This window comes from Desulfosoma caldarium (assembly GCF_003751385.1).
GTDB lineage: Bacteria > Desulfobacterota > Syntrophobacteria > Syntrophobacterales > DSM-9756 > Desulfosoma > Desulfosoma caldarium.
This window is the reverse complement of record NZ_RJVA01000010.1, coordinates 149,376-166,024: the sequence shown is the minus strand read 5'-3', so window position 1 is coordinate 166,024 and position 16,649 is coordinate 149,376. Positions and strand designations below refer to the sequence as shown.

At 57.4% G+C, this 16,649-nt stretch carries 14 protein-coding genes; 9 read left to right on the top strand and 5 right to left on the bottom strand.

The genetic code is table 11. The annotated features are described in order from the left end of the window. Positions 1–8: 8 nt before the first annotated feature. The gene (locus EDC27_RS03905) at positions 9–860 is read left to right on the top strand and encodes an RluA family pseudouridine synthase (RefSeq protein WP_170161568.1); all 852 of its coding nucleotides are present in this window, start codon (positions 9–11) and stop codon (positions 858–860) included. Here EDC27_RS03905 and EDC27_RS03900 read toward each other — a convergent pair. The 3 genes from EDC27_RS03900 to mutL all read right to left on the bottom strand — a co-directional run bounded on the left by EDC27_RS03900 (position 796) and on the right by mutL (position 5,932). Next, positions 796–3,084: a dynamin family protein gene (locus EDC27_RS03900; RefSeq protein ID WP_123289305.1), complete on the bottom strand. Its 2,289-nt coding sequence runs from the start codon at positions 3,082–3,084 to the stop codon at positions 796–798. The genes EDC27_RS03905 and EDC27_RS03900 overlap by 65 nt on opposite strands. Before the next feature lie 62 nt (positions 3,085–3,146). After that, positions 3,147–4,127 carry a tRNA (adenosine(37)-N6)-dimethylallyltransferase MiaA gene (gene miaA / locus EDC27_RS03895; RefSeq protein WP_123289304.1) on the bottom strand — a complete coding sequence of 327 codons (981 nt, stop codon included), beginning with the start codon at positions 4,125–4,127 and terminating at the stop codon, positions 3,147–3,149. Then, on the bottom strand, positions 4,124–5,932 hold the full coding sequence (mutL, locus tag EDC27_RS03890) for a DNA mismatch repair endonuclease MutL (protein ID WP_170161567.1): 1,809 nt from the start codon (positions 5,930–5,932) through the stop codon (positions 4,124–4,126). Before mutL ends, miaA begins: the two co-directional genes overlap by 4 nt. Positions 5,933–6,053: 121 nt before the next feature. Here mutL and EDC27_RS03885 point away from each other — a divergent pair, with 121 nt between their 5' ends. The 3 genes from EDC27_RS03885 (at position 6,054) to EDC27_RS03875 (ending at position 8,846) form a co-directional block, all read left to right on the top strand. After that, positions 6,054–7,526, top strand: coding sequence for a hypothetical protein (locus tag EDC27_RS03885; protein WP_148045677.1), 1,473 nt, complete (start codon positions 6,054–6,056; stop codon positions 7,524–7,526). An 82-nt stretch (positions 7,527–7,608) separates the two neighbouring features. After that, complete coding sequence (gene mreB, locus EDC27_RS03880) at positions 7,609–8,631, top strand: rod shape-determining protein (protein ID WP_123289301.1); 1,023 nt, start codon at positions 7,609–7,611, stop codon at positions 8,629–8,631. 14 nt (positions 8,632–8,645) lie between these two features. Beyond that, positions 8,646–8,846 (top strand): hypothetical protein, encoded by a 201-nt coding sequence (locus EDC27_RS03875; protein WP_123289300.1) that lies wholly within the window; start codon positions 8,646–8,648, stop codon positions 8,844–8,846. 46 nt (positions 8,847–8,892) lie between these two features. Here the strand turns inward: EDC27_RS03875 and EDC27_RS03870 are convergent, their stop codons facing one another. Next, positions 8,893–9,300, bottom strand: a complete 408-nt coding sequence (locus EDC27_RS03870; RefSeq protein ID WP_148045676.1) for a hypothetical protein — start codon at positions 9,298–9,300, stop codon at positions 8,893–8,895. 251 nt (positions 9,301–9,551) lie between these two features. On the opposite strand from EDC27_RS03870, the gene EDC27_RS03865 reads away from it, so the two are divergent. The 4 genes from EDC27_RS03865 to EDC27_RS03850 all read left to right on the top strand — a co-directional run bounded on the left by EDC27_RS03865 (position 9,552) and on the right by EDC27_RS03850 (position 13,867). Continuing rightward, a complete protein-coding gene (locus tag EDC27_RS03865) occupies positions 9,552–10,220 on the top strand; it encodes a CBS domain-containing protein (protein WP_123289298.1) in 669 nt (222 codons plus the stop codon). A gap of 32 nt (positions 10,221–10,252) precedes the next feature. Beyond that, complete coding sequence (locus EDC27_RS03860) at positions 10,253–10,858, top strand: hypothetical protein (protein ID WP_123289297.1); 606 nt, start codon at positions 10,253–10,255, stop codon at positions 10,856–10,858. Positions 10,859–10,945: 87 nt separating this feature from the next. Next, positions 10,946–12,757, top strand: a complete 1,812-nt coding sequence (locus EDC27_RS03855) for an AMP-dependent synthetase/ligase (protein ID WP_245994288.1) — start codon at positions 10,946–10,948, stop codon at positions 12,755–12,757. A gap of 117 nt (positions 12,758–12,874) precedes the next feature. Continuing rightward, positions 12,875–13,867 (top strand): ROK family protein, encoded by a 993-nt coding sequence (locus EDC27_RS03850; protein ID WP_123289295.1) that lies wholly within the window; start codon positions 12,875–12,877, stop codon positions 13,865–13,867. A 495-nt stretch (positions 13,868–14,362) separates the two neighbouring features. Here the strand turns inward: EDC27_RS03850 and moaA are convergent, their stop codons facing one another. Next, entirely contained in the window at positions 14,363–15,358 is a 996-nt protein-coding gene (gene moaA, locus EDC27_RS03845; RefSeq protein WP_123289294.1) for a GTP 3',8-cyclase MoaA, read from the bottom strand. A gap of 267 nt (positions 15,359–15,625) precedes the next feature. On the opposite strand from moaA, the gene fbp reads away from it, so the two are divergent. Next, entirely contained in the window at positions 15,626–16,648 is a 1,023-nt protein-coding gene (gene fbp / locus EDC27_RS03840) for a class 1 fructose-bisphosphatase (RefSeq protein ID WP_123289293.1), read from the top strand. Position 16,649: the final 1 nt, after the last annotated feature.

Below are 16,649 nucleotides of genomic sequence, written 5' to 3'. Positions count from 1 at the left end.
GGTGGCGCGTGAAAGATTGGGTCCAGATCGAATGCTTTATGGAAGCCAAGGAGGCGCAGGAGCTGGTGGCCTTTGGCGCCGTGCATGTGGCCGGCAAGGTGGTGCGCGACCCGAATCGGGTGCTCAGGGCCGGAGAAGAAGTTCGCATTTACTGGCCATGGATGGGCGTGCGCCGGTTCTACGAGCTGGACGCCGCCCGCATTCTTTATCGGGATGCCTGGCTTTTCGTCTACAACAAGGAAGCCGGCATTCCCACGCAGCCCATGCCTTCAGACGCCTACAACAATGTCTTTGAAGCTACCAAACGCTTTCTTGCACGCGAAGGGGTAACGCAACCCTACGTGGGATTGCATCACAGGCTGGATCGAGAAACCAGCGGCGTGCTGGTGATGACCGTATCCCCCCAGGCCAACAAAGCCCTCGGCCGCGCCTTTGCAGAACATCGCGTGGAAAAGACCTACCTCGCCTGGGTGTTAGGAATTCCTAATTGGGACACCAAAACGATACGCGTCGGCATCGGGCGAGAACCGGGGCGGTATGTGGTGTGGCCGAATCGACCGGGAAAGTTTGCCGAAACCTTTGTGGCGGTGGTCTATCGAGGTTGCGGTCAAAGCCTTGTGCACGCCGTGCCCGTCACCGGGCGCACGCACCAGATTCGGCTGCATTTGGCCCACGAAGGTCTACCCATTCTCGGAGATCGCCGTTATGGTGGGTCTCAGGCGGCCGCCGCGGCTTCCCGCCTGCTTCTCCATGCTTGGAAACTGAGACTTTCTCATCCCGTCACGAATTGTGAACTCAGCCTGACAGCTTCCCTTCCCGGCGATTGGCCGTTGCCTCCTGATCCAGCCATTCCAGACTGAGCGCCTGCCGCAGTTCCTCAATGTCCAGCAGCTGATTTTCGGCCACATGGGCTGTTTCTTTCAAAAGCTTCATGGCTCGATGGCGCTTGTCCTCTTCCATGCGGCCGTGCTGCAGAAGCTGTCGAAAATCCATGAGGGCCATGCGCGCCCGGGCTTGAAAAGCTTCGAGAAGTTGGGCCAGGGCGGCGTCCAGAAGCCTGTGCAGGTATTGGTAACGAAAATTTTGACGGTAATCGCGAAAGGCATAAATGAGTTCGGCCCGACTTTCCGCCTTGACCACCTCCACTGCTTCCAGAAACGTGTCCCCTGGATGCTCCGAGCTTTCGGGGTGAGCTTTTCTTCCAAGGCGGTTTTTTAAACTCATGAGGAAACGGTTGAGACGTCCCAAGCCGAACTTCATGAGAAGCACGCCGCGGCCCAACGCGTTATCTTCCACAAAACCGCTGAAAGAGGGCGGCGTGATACTCTTCCATTGGCTCCATTCCGCATCGGGAGGCGCTCCCATAGGCTGCACCGGAACCCCCAGAGACTCTAAAGCGCGATGGTAATCTTCCAAGGCGCTTAAAAAAAGCGACCAAAAGGCTTGGGTTGCGTCCTGCAGGCGCCTTTGGAGGTGCTCTTCCTGTTCCTTAGCGAATCGCACCGTTTCCACATGGACGCGGTCCACTAGAAAGACCGAAAGGGATTGCCGAAATTCCATGTAAAAGCGGTGGAGCTGTTGAAGAATTTTGCGCGGATTTGCCAGATCTTTGGCATGGGCAGGGTCCACGGGATAGCTGTCCACCATACGCAGGGTTTCCTGTACCAGCTGACCTGAACTGAGGTCAAAAAAAGCCGCCACGGCCTTGTCCAACTCAGTCTTGAGGTTCTCTCTCAACCCGCCGATGGCGTTTTCCAGAGTGCTCAGCGTGCCGACCAGTTCTTCCTGCCGGCGCTGCAGATGGGCAGCCGCCTCTTCCAGATGCTGAAGGTTCTGGCTCAGCAGTTGCCCACTGGTGCGGCAGGTTTCCGTCAAGGTTTGAGCGACCATGGCCAGGCGGCCAAGCCCCGTGCTGAAAAGGACGCGGCGGCGCTGACCGCCCACGCGCTCGGCCAGTTCCCTCTTGAAGTCGTCAAAGCCTAAAGCGAGAGCGGTTGTGGCCGAGGCGTCTTCACGCCACATCTGCAGGCGAAGGGCATCTCGGGAAGAGGCTTGAGGTGGATCGGTTGCCAGGAGGTGATAGAGGCTGGAAAAAGCAAAAACCTGAGGACTCGGGATTGTCCAACGCAGTTCCTTGGCGAAGCGCTCCACAGAGGCCTCGATATCCTTGGTGCCATGATGGGTGTCCAGGTCCAGGTTGAGCACGAAAAGGGTCTGAGGAGTCATGCGCAGGGTTTTGATAAAATCCAGAAGCTTTAGGTCAGCTTCTCGAAGGCCGGTGCGGCTACTCACCACGTAGACAATGAGATGGCTCTTAAGAAGATACTGTTGCAGCAGGGCAAAATGCAGTGGATTGGGCGAATCGCTTCCCTGGCAGTCGGCAATTTCCACATGGTTTCCAATCCAGGGCGCGGGACAATGGATTTCCACATCCTTCAAATAAACGGCGTGAGATTCCACACCCACAAAATCCTGATGCCGATTGACAGAAGTCTCGTCAAAGACGAGCCTTTGCGGTCGATCTCGAACGAGATCCCGCACTTTGGAGAAACCGTCCAAGTAGGCATGAAGCAGAATGAAATGGGCGTTAAGTGCCCCTCGGTGCGACTGCAGTTCTCGTTGGGCGGCAGCCAATTTTTTGTGCAGAGCTTCTCGATGACTGCTTTTCCTGAGATCCCAGGTTTTCTTGGACAGTGCCTCGTTTTCGCCGAGTGGCAGCATGGCCACCGCGGCGTTGATTTCTTGATGAATCTCGTCCCAGCTCTTGAATTCAATCCAGCCGCCTCGAACGTCCGTGGATCGAATGCGGGTGATGAAGGAGGTGATGATCCCTGCGCCCCTCTTTAGCAAGTCGTCACCCAAAAGGGCGTTGATCAGCGTACTTTTTCCCGATTTTACCGAGCCCGCCACGGCGATGCGCACCAAAGACTCCTGCAGAGCGGAACGAACCAGGTCCAGGTGTGCGAGCCAGAGTTCGCTTTGATGCGCGTCCACTAGCTTCTCCTGGGCCAGTTTTTCCACGGCGTGGCGCAGGGTTTGTTCCCGTAGTTCAATGCCTTTTTTGAAAGCCAGGTAATCGCTCATGGTTTTCCACGGTCGTTTTGATCAATGTCTTGCCTCATCCATAGACCCAGAGCCGCGGCATGCTAGCCCATTTTGCTCACCCCGTAAACCCGCTCGCTTTCTTGCAGCGCCGACAAAACGGCATCAAAAATTTCTTGGCGCGCCTCGGCATGAAACCAGCGAAACTCCGAATCCCCTCGAAACCAGGTGATCTGGCGCTTGGCATAACGGCGCGTGTCCCTTTGCATGGTTCTGATAGCTTCTTCAAGGGTTGTCTCTGCGGCCAGGACCTGGCATATGTGCCGGTATCCCAAGGATTGCATGGGCTTAAGGGAGCATGGATAGCCCATGCGCAGCAGGCGGCGCACCTCTTCCACAAGGCCCTGGTCCACCATCTGAAGCACGCGCCGATCAATACGACCGTAAAGATCCTTGCGGTCTCGAAAGAGGGCGATCTTGATGGTGGCATACAATGACTGCCGAAAGCCGTGGGTATTTTGCCAGTGTGAAAGGGGGACACCGGTGCGGCGATACACTTCCAGAGCCCGTAGAAGGCGCTGGCGGTCGTTGGGGTGAATGCGAGCGGCACAGGCAGGGTCCACGCGGGACAGTTCCGCATGAAGCCACGCAACTCCGTGGCGTTCCATGTCCTTCAGTAGCTCCCGTCGAAGCTCGGGATCGGCCGGCGGACCGGGGCAGAGGCCTCGCGTGAGGGCCTTCATGTAAAGGCCGGTGCCGCCCACCACCAGAGGAATTTTACCCTGAGCGTGCAGCGCCTCAATGACGGCGCGCGCCTGATCGGCAAAGATGGCGGCATCGTAGGGTTCGTCGGGATTGACCACGTCCAGCAAATGGTGGCGGACTCGAGCCCGTTCTTGAGCTGAGGGCTTGGCGGTGCCGATATCCATGAATCGATAGACCTGCATGGAATCGGCGTTGACAATCTCCGTCTCCAGGCGTTCGGCCAGATCCAGCGACAGGGCCGTTTTTCCCACGGCGGTCGGCCCGGCGAGAAGGACAATGGGCAGGGAAGGGTTGAGGGGAGTGTTGGGGTATGGGGTCATGATCGATGGAAGAAGCGCTGAATTTGGTCCAGGGTGATTTTCCACCACAAAGGCCTCCCGTGGGGGCAGGTGGCGGAAAGTTCCAGAGCATCCAGTTCGGCCAGCAGGTGGCGTATGGCTTCCATGGTGAGCCTTTGTCCCGCACGAACCGAAGAATGGCACGCGGCCGTGTGGGCCAAGTGCTCCAGGAGTTCCAGTCGTGGCGTGCGGTCTTCCGCGGGAGTTTTTTCCACCAGGCGCCTTAGGAGAAGGCCAGGATCCACGGTCTTGAGCACGGACGGCATGGCGTGAATGACAAAAGATCCCCCACCGAACGGCTCCACCTCAAAGCCCAGCCTCTGCAGGTCTGGGAGCCATCGCTTCAGCGCATCTGCTTCCACGGGGGGAAGGTCCAAAACCTGCGGTGGCGCCAAACGCTGGGATCCGGGCGATGGGCTTCTTTGGCGAAGGCGTTCATAGCAGATGCGTTCATGGGCGGCGTGCTGGTCGATGAGAATGAGGCCGTCCGGAGCTTCCAAAAGAATGTAGCTTGAGGCCAGCTGTCCCAGAATCTTAAGGGACGAAAAGCCCAAAAGGGCGGAAGCGTGGGAAGACGATGCCGCTAGGGACGGATCCTGGGCTGAAGTGGGTTCCAAAGGCTGATGTAGCCAGGCGAGCTGCACCGGTTCGGAGCCTTCGGGCGATCGCTCCACTTCGTGACGGTGCGCCTCCTGCGAAGTGGGCAGAGCAGATTGGCCTTCGCGAGCGGCGGTAGGTTTTCCCGAAGGATTCAAGGATGATGCAGAAACGTAAAAGGTACGAGACCAGGACGCGTGCATGGCCGAAGCTAAAGCCTGGGTCAAGGCCTGCCGAACCAGATCCATCACCAGCGACGGATCTCGAAAGCGCACCTCCCTTTTGGTGGGATGCACGTTCACATCCACCAGGCGAGGAATCACGTCGACAAAAAGGATGCCAAAGGGGTAGGACCCCTTGGGCAATAGGGTCTCGTAGGCGGTGAGCACGGCATGAATCAAAAGGGTGTCTTTGACAGGCCTTTTGTTCACAAACAGATAGAGGCTTCGTGTGTTGGCCCGTTGCAGTTCGGGAGGGCCCATGAGTCCTCGGACCGCCACGTGTTCCGCCTGAAAGTCCACGGGTAGAAGGGTCTTGGCCAGGGGAGGACCGAACACTTGATACGCGCGATCTTGTAGCGAGGAAGCTTTGGGAAAGTCGTGCACCTTACGGTCCTGATGCACCAGCTGCCAGGACAATTCGGGGTGGGCCAGAGCCAGTCGTAGGAACATATCGGAGATGTGCGCGGCTTCGGTGTCCACGGCGCGCAGAAATTTCCTTCGAGCCGGCATATTGAAAAAAAGATCGCGCACCGTAATGCTGGTCCCTGCAGGGCAGCCCACTTCTTCCACCGTGCGTATGGCTCCGCCTTCCACTAAGATACGAACCCCCAGGACGGATTCCTTTTCCCGTGTGACCAGTTCCAGGCGGCTGACCGCGGCGATGCTGGGTAGTGCCTCGCCTCGAAATCCCATGGATCGAATGTTTTGCAGGTCATCGACCGAAGCGATCTTGCTGGTGGCATGCCTTTCCAAGGCCAGAAGCGCATCCTCGGGGCTCATGCCCTCTCCATCGTCCACCACGCGCACGAGGCTTCGGCCTCCTTTGTGCATTAGCACGCGAATGCGCTGGGATGCGGCGTCCACACTGTTTTCCACCAGTTCCTTGACCACGGCAGCCGGCCTTTCCACCACTTCGCCGGCGGCGATCTGATTGCACAACTGATCTGAAAGCACTTTGATCTTGCCCATGAGCATTGCCTTATTGACAGGAAAGGAAGGTTTCCTCCACTATGCAATCCGTGACGACACAAATTGGTTTCTTGAACCTGCAACGCCTCACGCGCATGATCAACCCTTGGGGGCCGCGGCGATGATGCCCACATTCCAATCGGTGGTCAACTGGCTAAGCAACGTGCTGGATGCCTATACGGTGGCGTTTTTCGTCTTGGATCCCCTAAAGAGCGGTTTCCGCCTTGTGACGTATCAGTCCCTCAGCAAGCACCTGCAAAGAAGCCTGAGTTTGCCCAAGGACGGCAGCGGCCTCTTGTCCCAAGTGCACAAAGTCGGACATACGGTGCATCTAGGCAAGGTGGAAGTGGAAAAGTTCTCAGGTTCTCTTCCATTTTATCGAGAAGGGGAAGAGGGGATCAAGGGGCTTTTGGTGACCCCGGTGGCCGGCGAGCAGGGGCTGCTTTATGTGGATACCAAGCGCCACTGGGGGTTCAATGACAAGCAACAGAAATGGATTCATGAAACAGCTCGCATTCTGGAACAGCTGCTGGACCAACACCAGCGGCTGCACGAAAGGGATAGTTTTTCTCGCATTCTCACCCTCTGGCATGACCTGATCGAAGAATGGACGAGGGCCCGATCCCGCACCGAAGCGGCCCAAGCCCTGGCACAAGGCTGTGCCACCTATGTCCGTGCGGATTTTGCCTTTCTGGTGGAACGAGGTTGTGCAGAAAGGTTTTATCGGTTCGTCGGGGCGGCCGGCAAAGTGCCCCAAAGGCTGCTGCACACCCCGGTCCCGGTGGATTCGCGAGGGTTGGTCATCGAGGCTCTGGAAGCTTCAAAACCCCTTTTCATTCCCGCACTCAACCCCGATTCTTCGGATCATTTCTTGTTCGTTGCCGGGGAACGCCTTCCTCACCAGGGATCTCTGTGGGTGCTGAACGGCGGCTCCCCACAACTGGGCCCCTTGGGACTGGCCCTGCTCAGCAAGAAGCGTCTGAGCCTGACGCAGGACGATCGCGTAGCTGTGGAAAAGAGTTTTCGCATCTTTGAGGCGTTTTACGAAAGATGGCTCTATCAGCACACCTACGCCGAATGGACATGTAAGGATGGGGCCAGCGGCTTTCTGACCCCTTGGGCCTTTGCGACCCACGTCAAGGAGGCGGTGCACGCTGCGTTGCAGAACAGCGAACCTCTTTCGGTGGTGATCCTTCAGTATGAACCATGGCAGTACGCCCAGGCCGTCATTCCTCCCTCGGAACTGGATGTGTGGGAAAGAGCACTCATGGAGAGCCTAAAAAGGCATGTGCCGCCGGGCATCGTCGTGGGGCGTTTGGCTCAGAACCGTTGCGCTCTCTTATCCCTTGGCGGGGAATTGCGGGATCTGTTGGCGGTGGCGGATCACCTCCGTCGAGTCTGTGGCGGACTGCCCGGACCGAAAAAAAAGAGACTGGCGCTCAAAACCTTTGTGGGCCATGCTCAGATGCCCCAGGACGGCGTCACCTACGACGAACTGTGGATGGTGGCGTGCCAAAGACTCTTTGAAGCGCTTCACGGGGCTTCCAAGGCATCGGCCGAAGGGGCGACGGCTTCGGACAAAATTTCAAATTGACCTCCTCAAACCTTATGACTAGACTCCGGCCAGTCGTTGCCACGGAGGGAAACGGTACCGCCATACGGAAGAAAGGGTATCGATGCTGCAAAGGTTGTTGGGTTTTTTATCCAAAGACCTGGCCATGGACCTGGGCACCGCCAACACCCTGATTTACCTCAAAGGCAAGGGGATCGTTCTCAATGAGCCCTCGGTGGTTGCCATAGACAAAGACAATTACAGAGTGGTGGCCGTCGGTAAGGAAGCCAAGGGCCTGATGGGAAGAACCTCCGAGAGGGTCGTGGCCATTCGCCCCCTCAAAGACGGAGTCATTGCCGACTTCGAAGTCACCAGCGTCATGATCAAGACGTTTCTTGCCCGCGTGCTGTCTCGGCGCCCCTTGGTCAAACCCAAACTGGTGGTGGCCGTTCCCACCGGCATTACCTCCGTGGAAAAAAGAGCGGTGATTGAGGCGGCGGAACAAGCCGGTGCGGGCCGCGTGCACTTGGTGGAGGAACCCATGGCGGCCGCCATCGGCACGGGTCTTCCCGTGGATCAGCCCATCGGCAGCATGGTGGTAGATATTGGGGGCGGTACCACCGAGGTGGCCGTCATTTCCTCGTTCGCCGTGGCCTACAGCGAATCGGTGCGCGTGGCCGGGGATGAAGCCAATGAAGCCATCATGCGCTACGTGCAGCGGGAAAGGCAGATGATCATCAGCGAGGTGCTGGCCGAAAACATCAAGATCCAAATCGGTTCGGCCGTTCCCCTGGAAAAGCCCATGAAGCTAGAAGTTCCCGGCAAAGATCTTGTCAGTGGCATTCCCAGGAACTTTACGCTTACCGATGAAGAGGTGCGCTTTGCCATTCAAGAGCCGATCCAGGCCATTGTGGAATCGGTGCGCCGCGCTTTTGAAAAGACGCCGCCGGAACTGGCTGCGGATATCGCTCAAAGCGGCATCTGGCTAGCAGGTGGCGGGGCGCTGATCAAAGGGTTGGACCGCCTCGTGGCACAAGAAACCGGTCTCAAAGTGAACATTTCCGACGACCCTTTGACCGCCGTGGTGCGGGGAGCCGGGTCGGTCATTGAACATTTCGGGTATTTCCGTGATGTCTTCGTGAACTAAAAGGAGTGTCCTTCATGGAAAAGGTGTTCACGGCATCGGAAGTTCAAGACAAGATGGACTGTTACGGAGAGTTCAACCGAAACGACAAGATCTGTGTCGCCCATTGCGCCTTAAACGTCACCTGCGCCATTCTCAAGGCTCGAGGCACGGACACCATCAGCGTGCGGTTCCTGGATGGAGCGCACATGCCGGCCTATCGATCGGAAATGTCCTAACGTTTCAACCTTCGACAATCTATCTATGGCACGCGACCCAGCGACCTCAGGGAGCGTCCGAGGAATCTGGAGGCCGAACAAGGTGAAGGCGTGGTTTTTTCTCTTCTTCGGCCAGCATTTCAAGGAGTTCTCGAAGAGTGCGCCGAGCTTCGTTCACGGATTCCAGATATAGCGCTCGTTTGCGGTCGTGTTCCGCTTCGTCCTGCCTGATTTTCAGGCGCAGTCGCCGAAGCTTGTGGTAAGGCAGCAGGGTTTTCCAAAAAGAGATGTTCAGCGGCCTTCCGTACACTTGTTCCAGCTGCAAACATAGATCATCAGCCCCGCGGTCTTTGAGAAAGCGTTCCAAGTCAAAGAGTTCGTCTTCCGCAAGATAGTAAGGGGACGCCTCCCAGGCGGCCACCTCTTCCTGCAAGGCTTTGAAAAGGTCGACGTTGGATGAATGCCGTGGCGCCATGAGTGCTCCTTTCGCCGAAATGGGTCTTTGGAATGCCTCGCCGTTGCCCTGAATCTTTCCCTTTTTCGCTAAAGTAAGCCCCGTCTGGCCAAAAATCGATCCCATGAACGCCGCGCCCTTGCACAGCTTCGAGGCATGATGCAAAAGATTAGAACATTTGTGCAAAAAAGATTATAATTTTAGCCCTGGATGCGCCGTGCTGCGGGGGATTGAACTTTTCTCGATCCGCTGGAACAAGGGAGGTGACGGACATGTACGTGGGTTGGCACATGAAAACAAATCTGGTGACCGTTTCTCCGGACACACCCGTGCTCAAAGCGCGCGAAATCATGAATACCAAGAAGATCTCGCACCTGCCGGTCACTGATGGAAAGGCTCGTCTTTTAGGCATTGTCACGGACCGCGACCTCAAGGAAGCCTGGGCGTCCCCGGCAAGCACCCTGAGTGTCTATGAACTGACCTATGTGCTGCAGAAGCTCAAAGTCGAAGCCATCATGACCAAAAAGGTCCTGACGGCTACTCCCGACATGACCATCGAACGGGCGGCGAGCATTCTTCATGCACATCGTATCGGCGCGCTGCCCGTCATTCAAAACGACAAAGTGGTGGGCATTATCACGTCCACGGATCTCATGGAAGTGCTGTTGCAGGCTTTGGGCATGAGCGAAGACAGCGGCCGCATGTTTATCATTGCAAAGGACCGCATCGGCATTCTTGCGGAAGTGGGACGCGCCATGCAAGAGGCCGGCATCAACATTCGCAGCGTCATGACATTGCCTCTCAAAGGCTTCGAGGACTTCTGGCAACTGATTGTGAGAGTCAATCAGGCATCTCTGGAAAAGGCAGCGCAGATTCTTGGTGATCGTGGATTCAAGGTCATCACGAAATACGTGGAAGACTTGACGCCCTATTTACCGTAATCTCCTCGAAGATGTAAGGGCTGGACGGGACCATGGCAGAACTGATCGATCTCATGGAAAGAAAAAAGATGTCCACCTTGATTTGTGCCCGTCCTATGGAATTTCGCTGGGGAGAATGGGCATCAGGGCCAGCATGGCTGTGCGCTCGAAGCGAAGCGGTAAAATACGAGTCGCGTCGGCTGGAATCCCGCCGTGTTCCCGGCCATGCGCACCTTCAGTGGCTGCCGAACCATGTGAAGTTGGATGGGGGCACCCACGACACGGTGCAGGCGCTTTTTCGCTATCGAAACGACGAAAAGGCTATGCGCCGTGTCTACCGATTGGCAGGGCTCATGGAATGCGTCACGCGAGGCGTGTGTCCTGTGCTACGTTCTGACCTTTTGCGCCGCATCTACCAAGACATCATGGAAGAACGCAACGCCTTGCAGGTGGTGTGGCGGGGATCCGTGGACCGCTTTTTGTTGCCCTTGTATCTTCACCATGGCCTCGTCGAACGCCTGCTTACCCTTTTGAAGCCCATGGAAAATCTCCAGGAACTCTTTTCTCTGGTGGAACGGGAAACCACCCTGCAGTTTGATGTGCTGTCTTCCCATTATGTCATCTATGTGCCCTTGGGTTTTGCTCGATTGAATGTTTGAAGGCTGAAGTCCCAGCAGCCCGGCGTTGGGCCACGCTGGGCGAGCCTTGAATCTCGCGCGCGAGCGGCAAGGAGAGACACGTTGACCGTGAAAGCCTATTCTCATCTTTTTCGGGAGCGAGCGGAAAGGAGCGGCGAAAAAAGAGCCCTTCTGTATCGTCAAGACGGACAGTGGCAGGAAATGACCTGGGCCTCCTTTGAGGATGCGATTCGAAGGACCGCACGAAGCCTCATCGCCCTGGGCGTAAAGGCCCAAGATCGAGTGGCCATATGGAGTCACAATCAGCCTCGATGGACCGTGGCGGACATGGGGTGTCAGTACGTTCGAGCGGTTTCCGTGCCCATCTATCCCACCAACACAGCCCAACAGGCCGCCTACATTCTCAAAGACTCTGAGGCTAAGGTAGTCTTTGTGGGTTCTCGGGATCAGCTCACCCGAGCCCTGCAGGTGATGGAAGATCTACCGCACATCAAGGCCGTGGTGAGCCTGGACGATGGGGAGGACCAGGGAGCCTGGAATAAGGTCATGACCTTTGACGCATTTCTGGCTTTGGGAGAAGGCCTCCACGACGAGGAGGTGTCTCGGCGGCTGAGCGAAGCCAGTCCGGAAGATCTTCTCACGCTCATCTACACGTCCGGCACCACCGGCGACCCCAAGGGGGTCATGCTCGCCCAATCCAATGTGCTCTATCAGATGACGTCCCACGAAGAGCGCATCTTGCCGTGCGGCGAATCGGACTTGTCCCTGTGTTTCCTTCCTTTGTCCCACGTCTTTGAAAGGACGTGGACCTACTACGTTTTTCACAAGGGCATGACCAACGCCTACCTGGACGATCCCAAGCTCGTGGTGGAAGCCATGGGGCAGGTGCGCCCTACGGTCATGTGCACGGTTCCAAGACTTCTCGAAAAGATTTACGGGGCCGTGCAGGAAAAGGTCGAGGCGGCGCCTCCTGTGCGCCGTCGCTTGTTCCGATGGGCTCTTGGCGTAGGCGACCATGTGTTTCAGCGCCAAAAGGACGGCCTGGGCATTCCCGTGGGGTTGCGTCTTCAGCATCGCGTGGCCGACGCCATGGTCCTTTCCAAGCTCAAGGCCATTTTCGGGGGGCAAGTCCGCTTCATGCCCTGCGCCGGGGCGCCCCTTTCGGCGGAAATCGAACGCTTTTTCTGCGGTGTCGGCGTGATCATTGTGTGCGGCTATGGCCTGACGGAAACCACGGCCACGGTCACGTGCCATGAACCCAAAGGGTTTTCCTTTGGCACCGTGGGCAGACCGCTCCCTGGCCAGCAGGTGCGCATCGATCCCCGGACCAGGGAGATTCTCGTCCGAGGTCCCAATGTGATGAAGGGCTATTACAACAAGCCCAAAGAGACGGCCGCCGTTTTCACCGAAGACGGCTATTTTCGCACCGGGGATGCCGGAGTCTTTGATGCCTATGGGGAGCTGGTCATCACCGATCGTCTTAAGGATCTTTTCAAGACATCCGGCGGCAAGTACATCGCGCCTCAGATGATTGAAACCCTGGTGGGCGCGGATCCGGCCGTGGAACAGATCGCCGTGGTGGGCGAAGGCCGAAAGTGCGTGACGGCCCTGGTGGTGCCCAGTTTCGAAAACCTCAAGGGTTTCCTGGCGGAACAAGGCCTTCAAGGGCTTTCCCGAGAAGAACTGGTGAAACACCCGGCCATGATCGGCTTTTTCCGGCAGAAAATCGACGATCTGACGCAAAGCTTGGCCCCCCACGAAAAGATTGTTCGCTTTGCCCTCATCCCCAAAGAGTTTTCCCTGGAAGACGGCGAGATGACGCCCACCCTGAAACTCAAACGAAAGATCATTCTGAAACGCTATGCCCCGGTGATCGAGGAGATGTATCGAGAGATCGACCGAGCGAGAAAAAACGGATAAGCACCGCCCCTCGCTTCAGGGTCGCCGTCGGGATGGCTGTGCGTTCCTGTGAGTGCACGGAGGGCCGAAGAAAGGCGAGAATCCATAGCCTGCACGTTTCCAAAGGGAACACCGTCCATGGGGAAAGCATACTGCATCGGGGTCGATATCGGCGGAACCTTCATCAAAATGGGCCTCTTTGATGAGAAGGGAGAAAAATACGCCCTTGAACGTCTGCCCTCCCAAGCCCTCGGTCCTCCGGAAAGTCTGTTGGAAAACCTCGTTCAAGCATGCCGAAACCTCATGGAGGCGCGGCGGGCAGACGAAGGCCGAGTTCTGGCCGTAGGGCTCGGCGTTGCCGGAAAGCTTGACATCCCAGAGGGGCGCGTCGTCTTTTCACCGAATCTTCCCAACATGGCGGGATTTCCCCTGGCGCCTCGCCTGAAAGATGCCTTGGGCATTCCCGTCTTTATGGAAAACGATGCCAATGTGTTCGGCCTTGGCGAACTTTGGGCCGGACAAGGCCGACACGCGGCCAACTGGATCGGCGTGACGCTGGGCACGGGAGTCGGAGGCTGCCTCGTGGCCGGCGGTTCCCTGTGGCTCGGCGATGGCTTAGGTTTTGTGGGAGAAATCGGCCACGTCATCGTGGACCCTCACGGGCCGCCCTGCGCCTGTGGGCAAACGGGGTGTCTGGAAGCTCACGCCTCGGGATCCGCTTTGACCCGGGGCATGACGCAGGCCTTTCAGGAAGGAAGCCCGATGCCTTCGTGGCTCCGCGAAGCCATCGCCTCGCAATCTCTCACACCGGAACACGTGGACAAGGCCGCTCGGGCAGGACACCCGCACGCCCTCGATCTGTTTCGGCGCATGGGCTGGGCTTTGGGTCTGGCGCTGGGAAACCTTTTTACCTTTCTCGGTATTCAGACGGCCATTGTGGGGGGAGGGGTGAGCGAGGCCTGGGATCTGTTTTTCCCGCACCTCATGGAGACCCTCAAAACCACGCCGCGCATGCTCCACCCCACGAAAATCAGAATTTATCGGACCCACCTCGGTTCCCTGGCGCCTCTTTACGGAGCGGCCCGCTTGGCCTGGCAAGGTCTGCAGGGGAGATTGGGCAATTCCTCCTGATTCGGGGCCTAAAGCACCGGCGAGCACCAGCTGCACCAAGGGGCCTACAAAGGCCAGCGATGCCTTGCCGGGACGCGATCCCTTCAGCGCAAGGCTTTGTCCCTGGTTTCGTCGAGGCGGCCTGTATGGCCACCTGCAACGGCGCACCAGCCACTCCGGTCCATTCCAGCGACAGGACACGAACAAAGGGTTCCTGCGAGATCCATCGAACAGGTGGTCCGAAAAGCGAAGTAGGGAAGCTACGCGCGCCGCGAAACGGCATGGCTCGGTGTGCGCCTCCTTCTTTTTTTTCCATAGAGGCGGCGAAAGCCACGACCCAGCATCGCGCCTCGCCGTGGCCTCCACAGTGAGGAAAACGCCACGGTCGTAGACAAGAATGTTTCACTCGCCCGAAAGAGCATCAAGCGTTCATGGCCATGTTCTTCGTGGCGGTCCAAGACCCCATGAGGTTTTACGGCGCATACCGCGTGGACGGGTCCCTTCCTCAACGCGCGGCTAGCCGCCGATGGCAGTCATGGGGCGCGAATGGCACTTGCGGTGCGCCACGGGGGCGTCGTTGGCGTGGTGCCGTTGCGGTTTCTTTTGGACGGCCTCGAGAATCAACGCAGCGATTTCTTCATCGCTGCACCCGCAGCGCAGTGGACCTCGAAGGTCCACGTCACGGTCGGAAAAAAGGCAGGTTCGCAGGCTCCCTTCGGCCGTAATGCGCAGCCGATTGCACGACGGGCAGAAATGATGGCTCATGGGACTGATCAAGCCGATCTTTCCCGGAGCGTTGGGAAATTGATAATACCGCGCGGGTCCATTGCCGTTTTCCGAACGGGCCGGAAGAAGGGCTCCCATGGCGCGAAGGCGCTGCAGGATCACGTCGGCCGAAAGATAGCGTTCTTCGTAAGCTTCCAGCCGAAAAGGCATGAGCTCGATGAAACGCACATGAAACGGATAAGACCGGGTCAGTTCGGCCAGCGCCTCAATTTCATCGTCGTTGACACCTCGAATGGCGACCACGTTGATCTTTACGGGAGTAAATCCACGATCCAGCACGGCGCTCAATCCCCGCCACACCTTCCAAAAGGCATCGACCCCGGTGATGGCCTCATATTTTGCCGGCTGCAGCGTATCTAAACTCACATTGAGGCGCCGCACGCCGGCAGCCCAGAGCCCCTCCACCAGCGATTCCAAAAGCACCCCGTTGGTGGTGAGGCTCACATCCCGAATTTGGGAAAAGGCGCAAAGGCGCCCCAAAAACTCCAAAATGCCCTTGCGCACGAGAGGTTCTCCACCGGTGACGCGCACCTTGGAGATGCCAAGACGCGAAGCGATCGCCACCAGCCGCAGCAATTCCTCATAGCGCAAAATGTCTTCGTGTGGAAGAAAGTGAAAACCTTCCGAAGGCAGGCAATAGGTGCACCGAAGGTTGCACCGATCCGTGACAGAAAGCCTCAAATAATCCACGCGTCGTGCGTACCCATCCACGAGTTCTTGAGGCATGGCGCCATCCTCGATCGTCCGGTCTTCGATTGCCACCGTTTCATAGCCTTTTAAAGCCGACTTCCTCGTTATGTCAAGCCAGGAATAACGTAAAGACGTCTTTGTACGGTACGGCTTCGCTGCTATAATGCACGTGCTTTGAAAGGTCGGCCATGGCGGTGGTTTTTTAAGAGTGAAGGTCGGACGGGGGGCGGACGCCCGAGGGGCTGAAAGAGGGCAACGGAAAGGGGTGCTTTTCGAAAAACCCTGAGAAGGGAGGCAGCGGGCATGCAAGGGAAAAAAGTGGGCGTTACAGTGACCGAGCATCTTCTTCGCCAGCAGCGCTTGACGCCTCAAGCGACAGGCGCCTTTACCCTCCTTTTTAACGAGTTGGTGGTGGCCGCAAAGCTCATCAATCGGGAACTGAACAAGGCGGGGTTAAACGACATTTACGGGTTTACGGGAGACATCAACGTCTACGGTGAACAGGTGCAAAAGCTAGACGATTACGCCCACCGTGTGCTGGTTCGCCGATTGAGCCAGTCTGAGCAGTTATGTGCCATGGCCTCGGAAGAGGACGCGGATATTATCGAGATTCCCTCCACTGTTCCCCACGGCCCCTATATTTTGCTAATGGATCCCCTGGATGGATCTTCCAACATCGATGTGAACGTGAGTGTGGGCACGATTTTCTCCATTCGGCGTCGCCTTCACGAGGGCGGTCCGGTGACCTTGGAAGAGGTGCTACGCAAGGGCACGGAACAGGTGGCGGCCGGGTATTTCATTTACGGGTCTAGCACCATGCTTGTTTACACCACAGGACAGGGCGTCCACGGCTTTACGCTCCATCCAGCGTTGGGAGAATTTTTCCTCAGCCACGAGAACATACGCATGCCCAAACGAGGAAAAATTTTCAGTATCAACGAAGGCAACTATAACTACTGGGACGAAGGTGTGCGCCGCTACGTGGATTATCTGAAGACCCCCGACGTGTCCAAGGGCCGTCCTTACACGTCGCGTTACATTGGATCACTAGTTAGCGACTTCCATCGGAATCTTTTGAAGGGTGGCATCTTCATGTATCCCGCCGACCGCAAGGATCCCAAAAAGCCTTCGGGAAAGCTGCGGCTTATGTTTGAGGCGGCGCCCATGGCCATGGTGGCCGAACAGGCGGGAGGTGCCGCCACGGACGGCGTGCGGCGCATTTTGGACATCGAGCCGCAAACCTTGCACGATCGCGTGCCCTTATTCGTGGGCAGTCAAGAAGATGTGGACGAAGCGGGCCGGTTCCTACGCGGTGAGGCACCCTAGG

Excerpts from the sequence above, each read along its gene's own strand:
- EDC27_RS03885 (WP_148045677.1), top strand. The coding sequence starts at position 6,054 with ATGATGCCCACATTCCAATCGGTGGTCAACTGGCTAAGCAACGTGCTG.
- EDC27_RS03875 (WP_123289300.1), top strand. The coding sequence starts at position 8,646 with ATGGAAAAGGTGTTCACGGCATCGGAAGTTCAAGACAAGATGGACTGT.
- mutL (WP_170161567.1), bottom strand. The coding sequence starts at position 5,932 with ATGGGCAAGATCAAAGTGCTTTCAGATCAGTTGTGCAATCAGATCGCC.
- EDC27_RS03870 (WP_148045676.1), bottom strand. The coding sequence starts at position 9,300 with ATGGCGCCACGGCATTCATCCAACGTCGACCTTTTCAAAGCCTTGCAG.
- moaA (WP_123289294.1), bottom strand. The coding sequence starts at position 15,358 with ATGCCTCAAGAACTCGTGGATGGGTACGCACGACGCGTGGATTATTTG.
- EDC27_RS03860 (WP_123289297.1), top strand. The coding sequence starts at position 10,253 with ATGGCAGAACTGATCGATCTCATGGAAAGAAAAAAGATGTCCACCTTG.
- fbp (WP_123289293.1), top strand. The coding sequence starts at position 15,626 with ATGCAAGGGAAAAAAGTGGGCGTTACAGTGACCGAGCATCTTCTTCGC.
- EDC27_RS03850 (WP_123289295.1), top strand. The coding sequence starts at position 12,875 with ATGGGGAAAGCATACTGCATCGGGGTCGATATCGGCGGAACCTTCATC.
- EDC27_RS03900 (WP_123289305.1), bottom strand. The coding sequence starts at position 3,084 with ATGAGCGATTACCTGGCTTTCAAAAAAGGCATTGAACTACGGGAACAA.
- EDC27_RS03865 (WP_123289298.1), top strand. The coding sequence starts at position 9,552 with ATGTACGTGGGTTGGCACATGAAAACAAATCTGGTGACCGTTTCTCCG.
- mreB (WP_123289301.1), top strand. The coding sequence starts at position 7,609 with ATGCTGCAAAGGTTGTTGGGTTTTTTATCCAAAGACCTGGCCATGGAC.
- miaA (WP_123289304.1), bottom strand. The coding sequence starts at position 4,127 with ATGACCCCATACCCCAACACTCCCCTCAACCCTTCCCTGCCCATTGTC.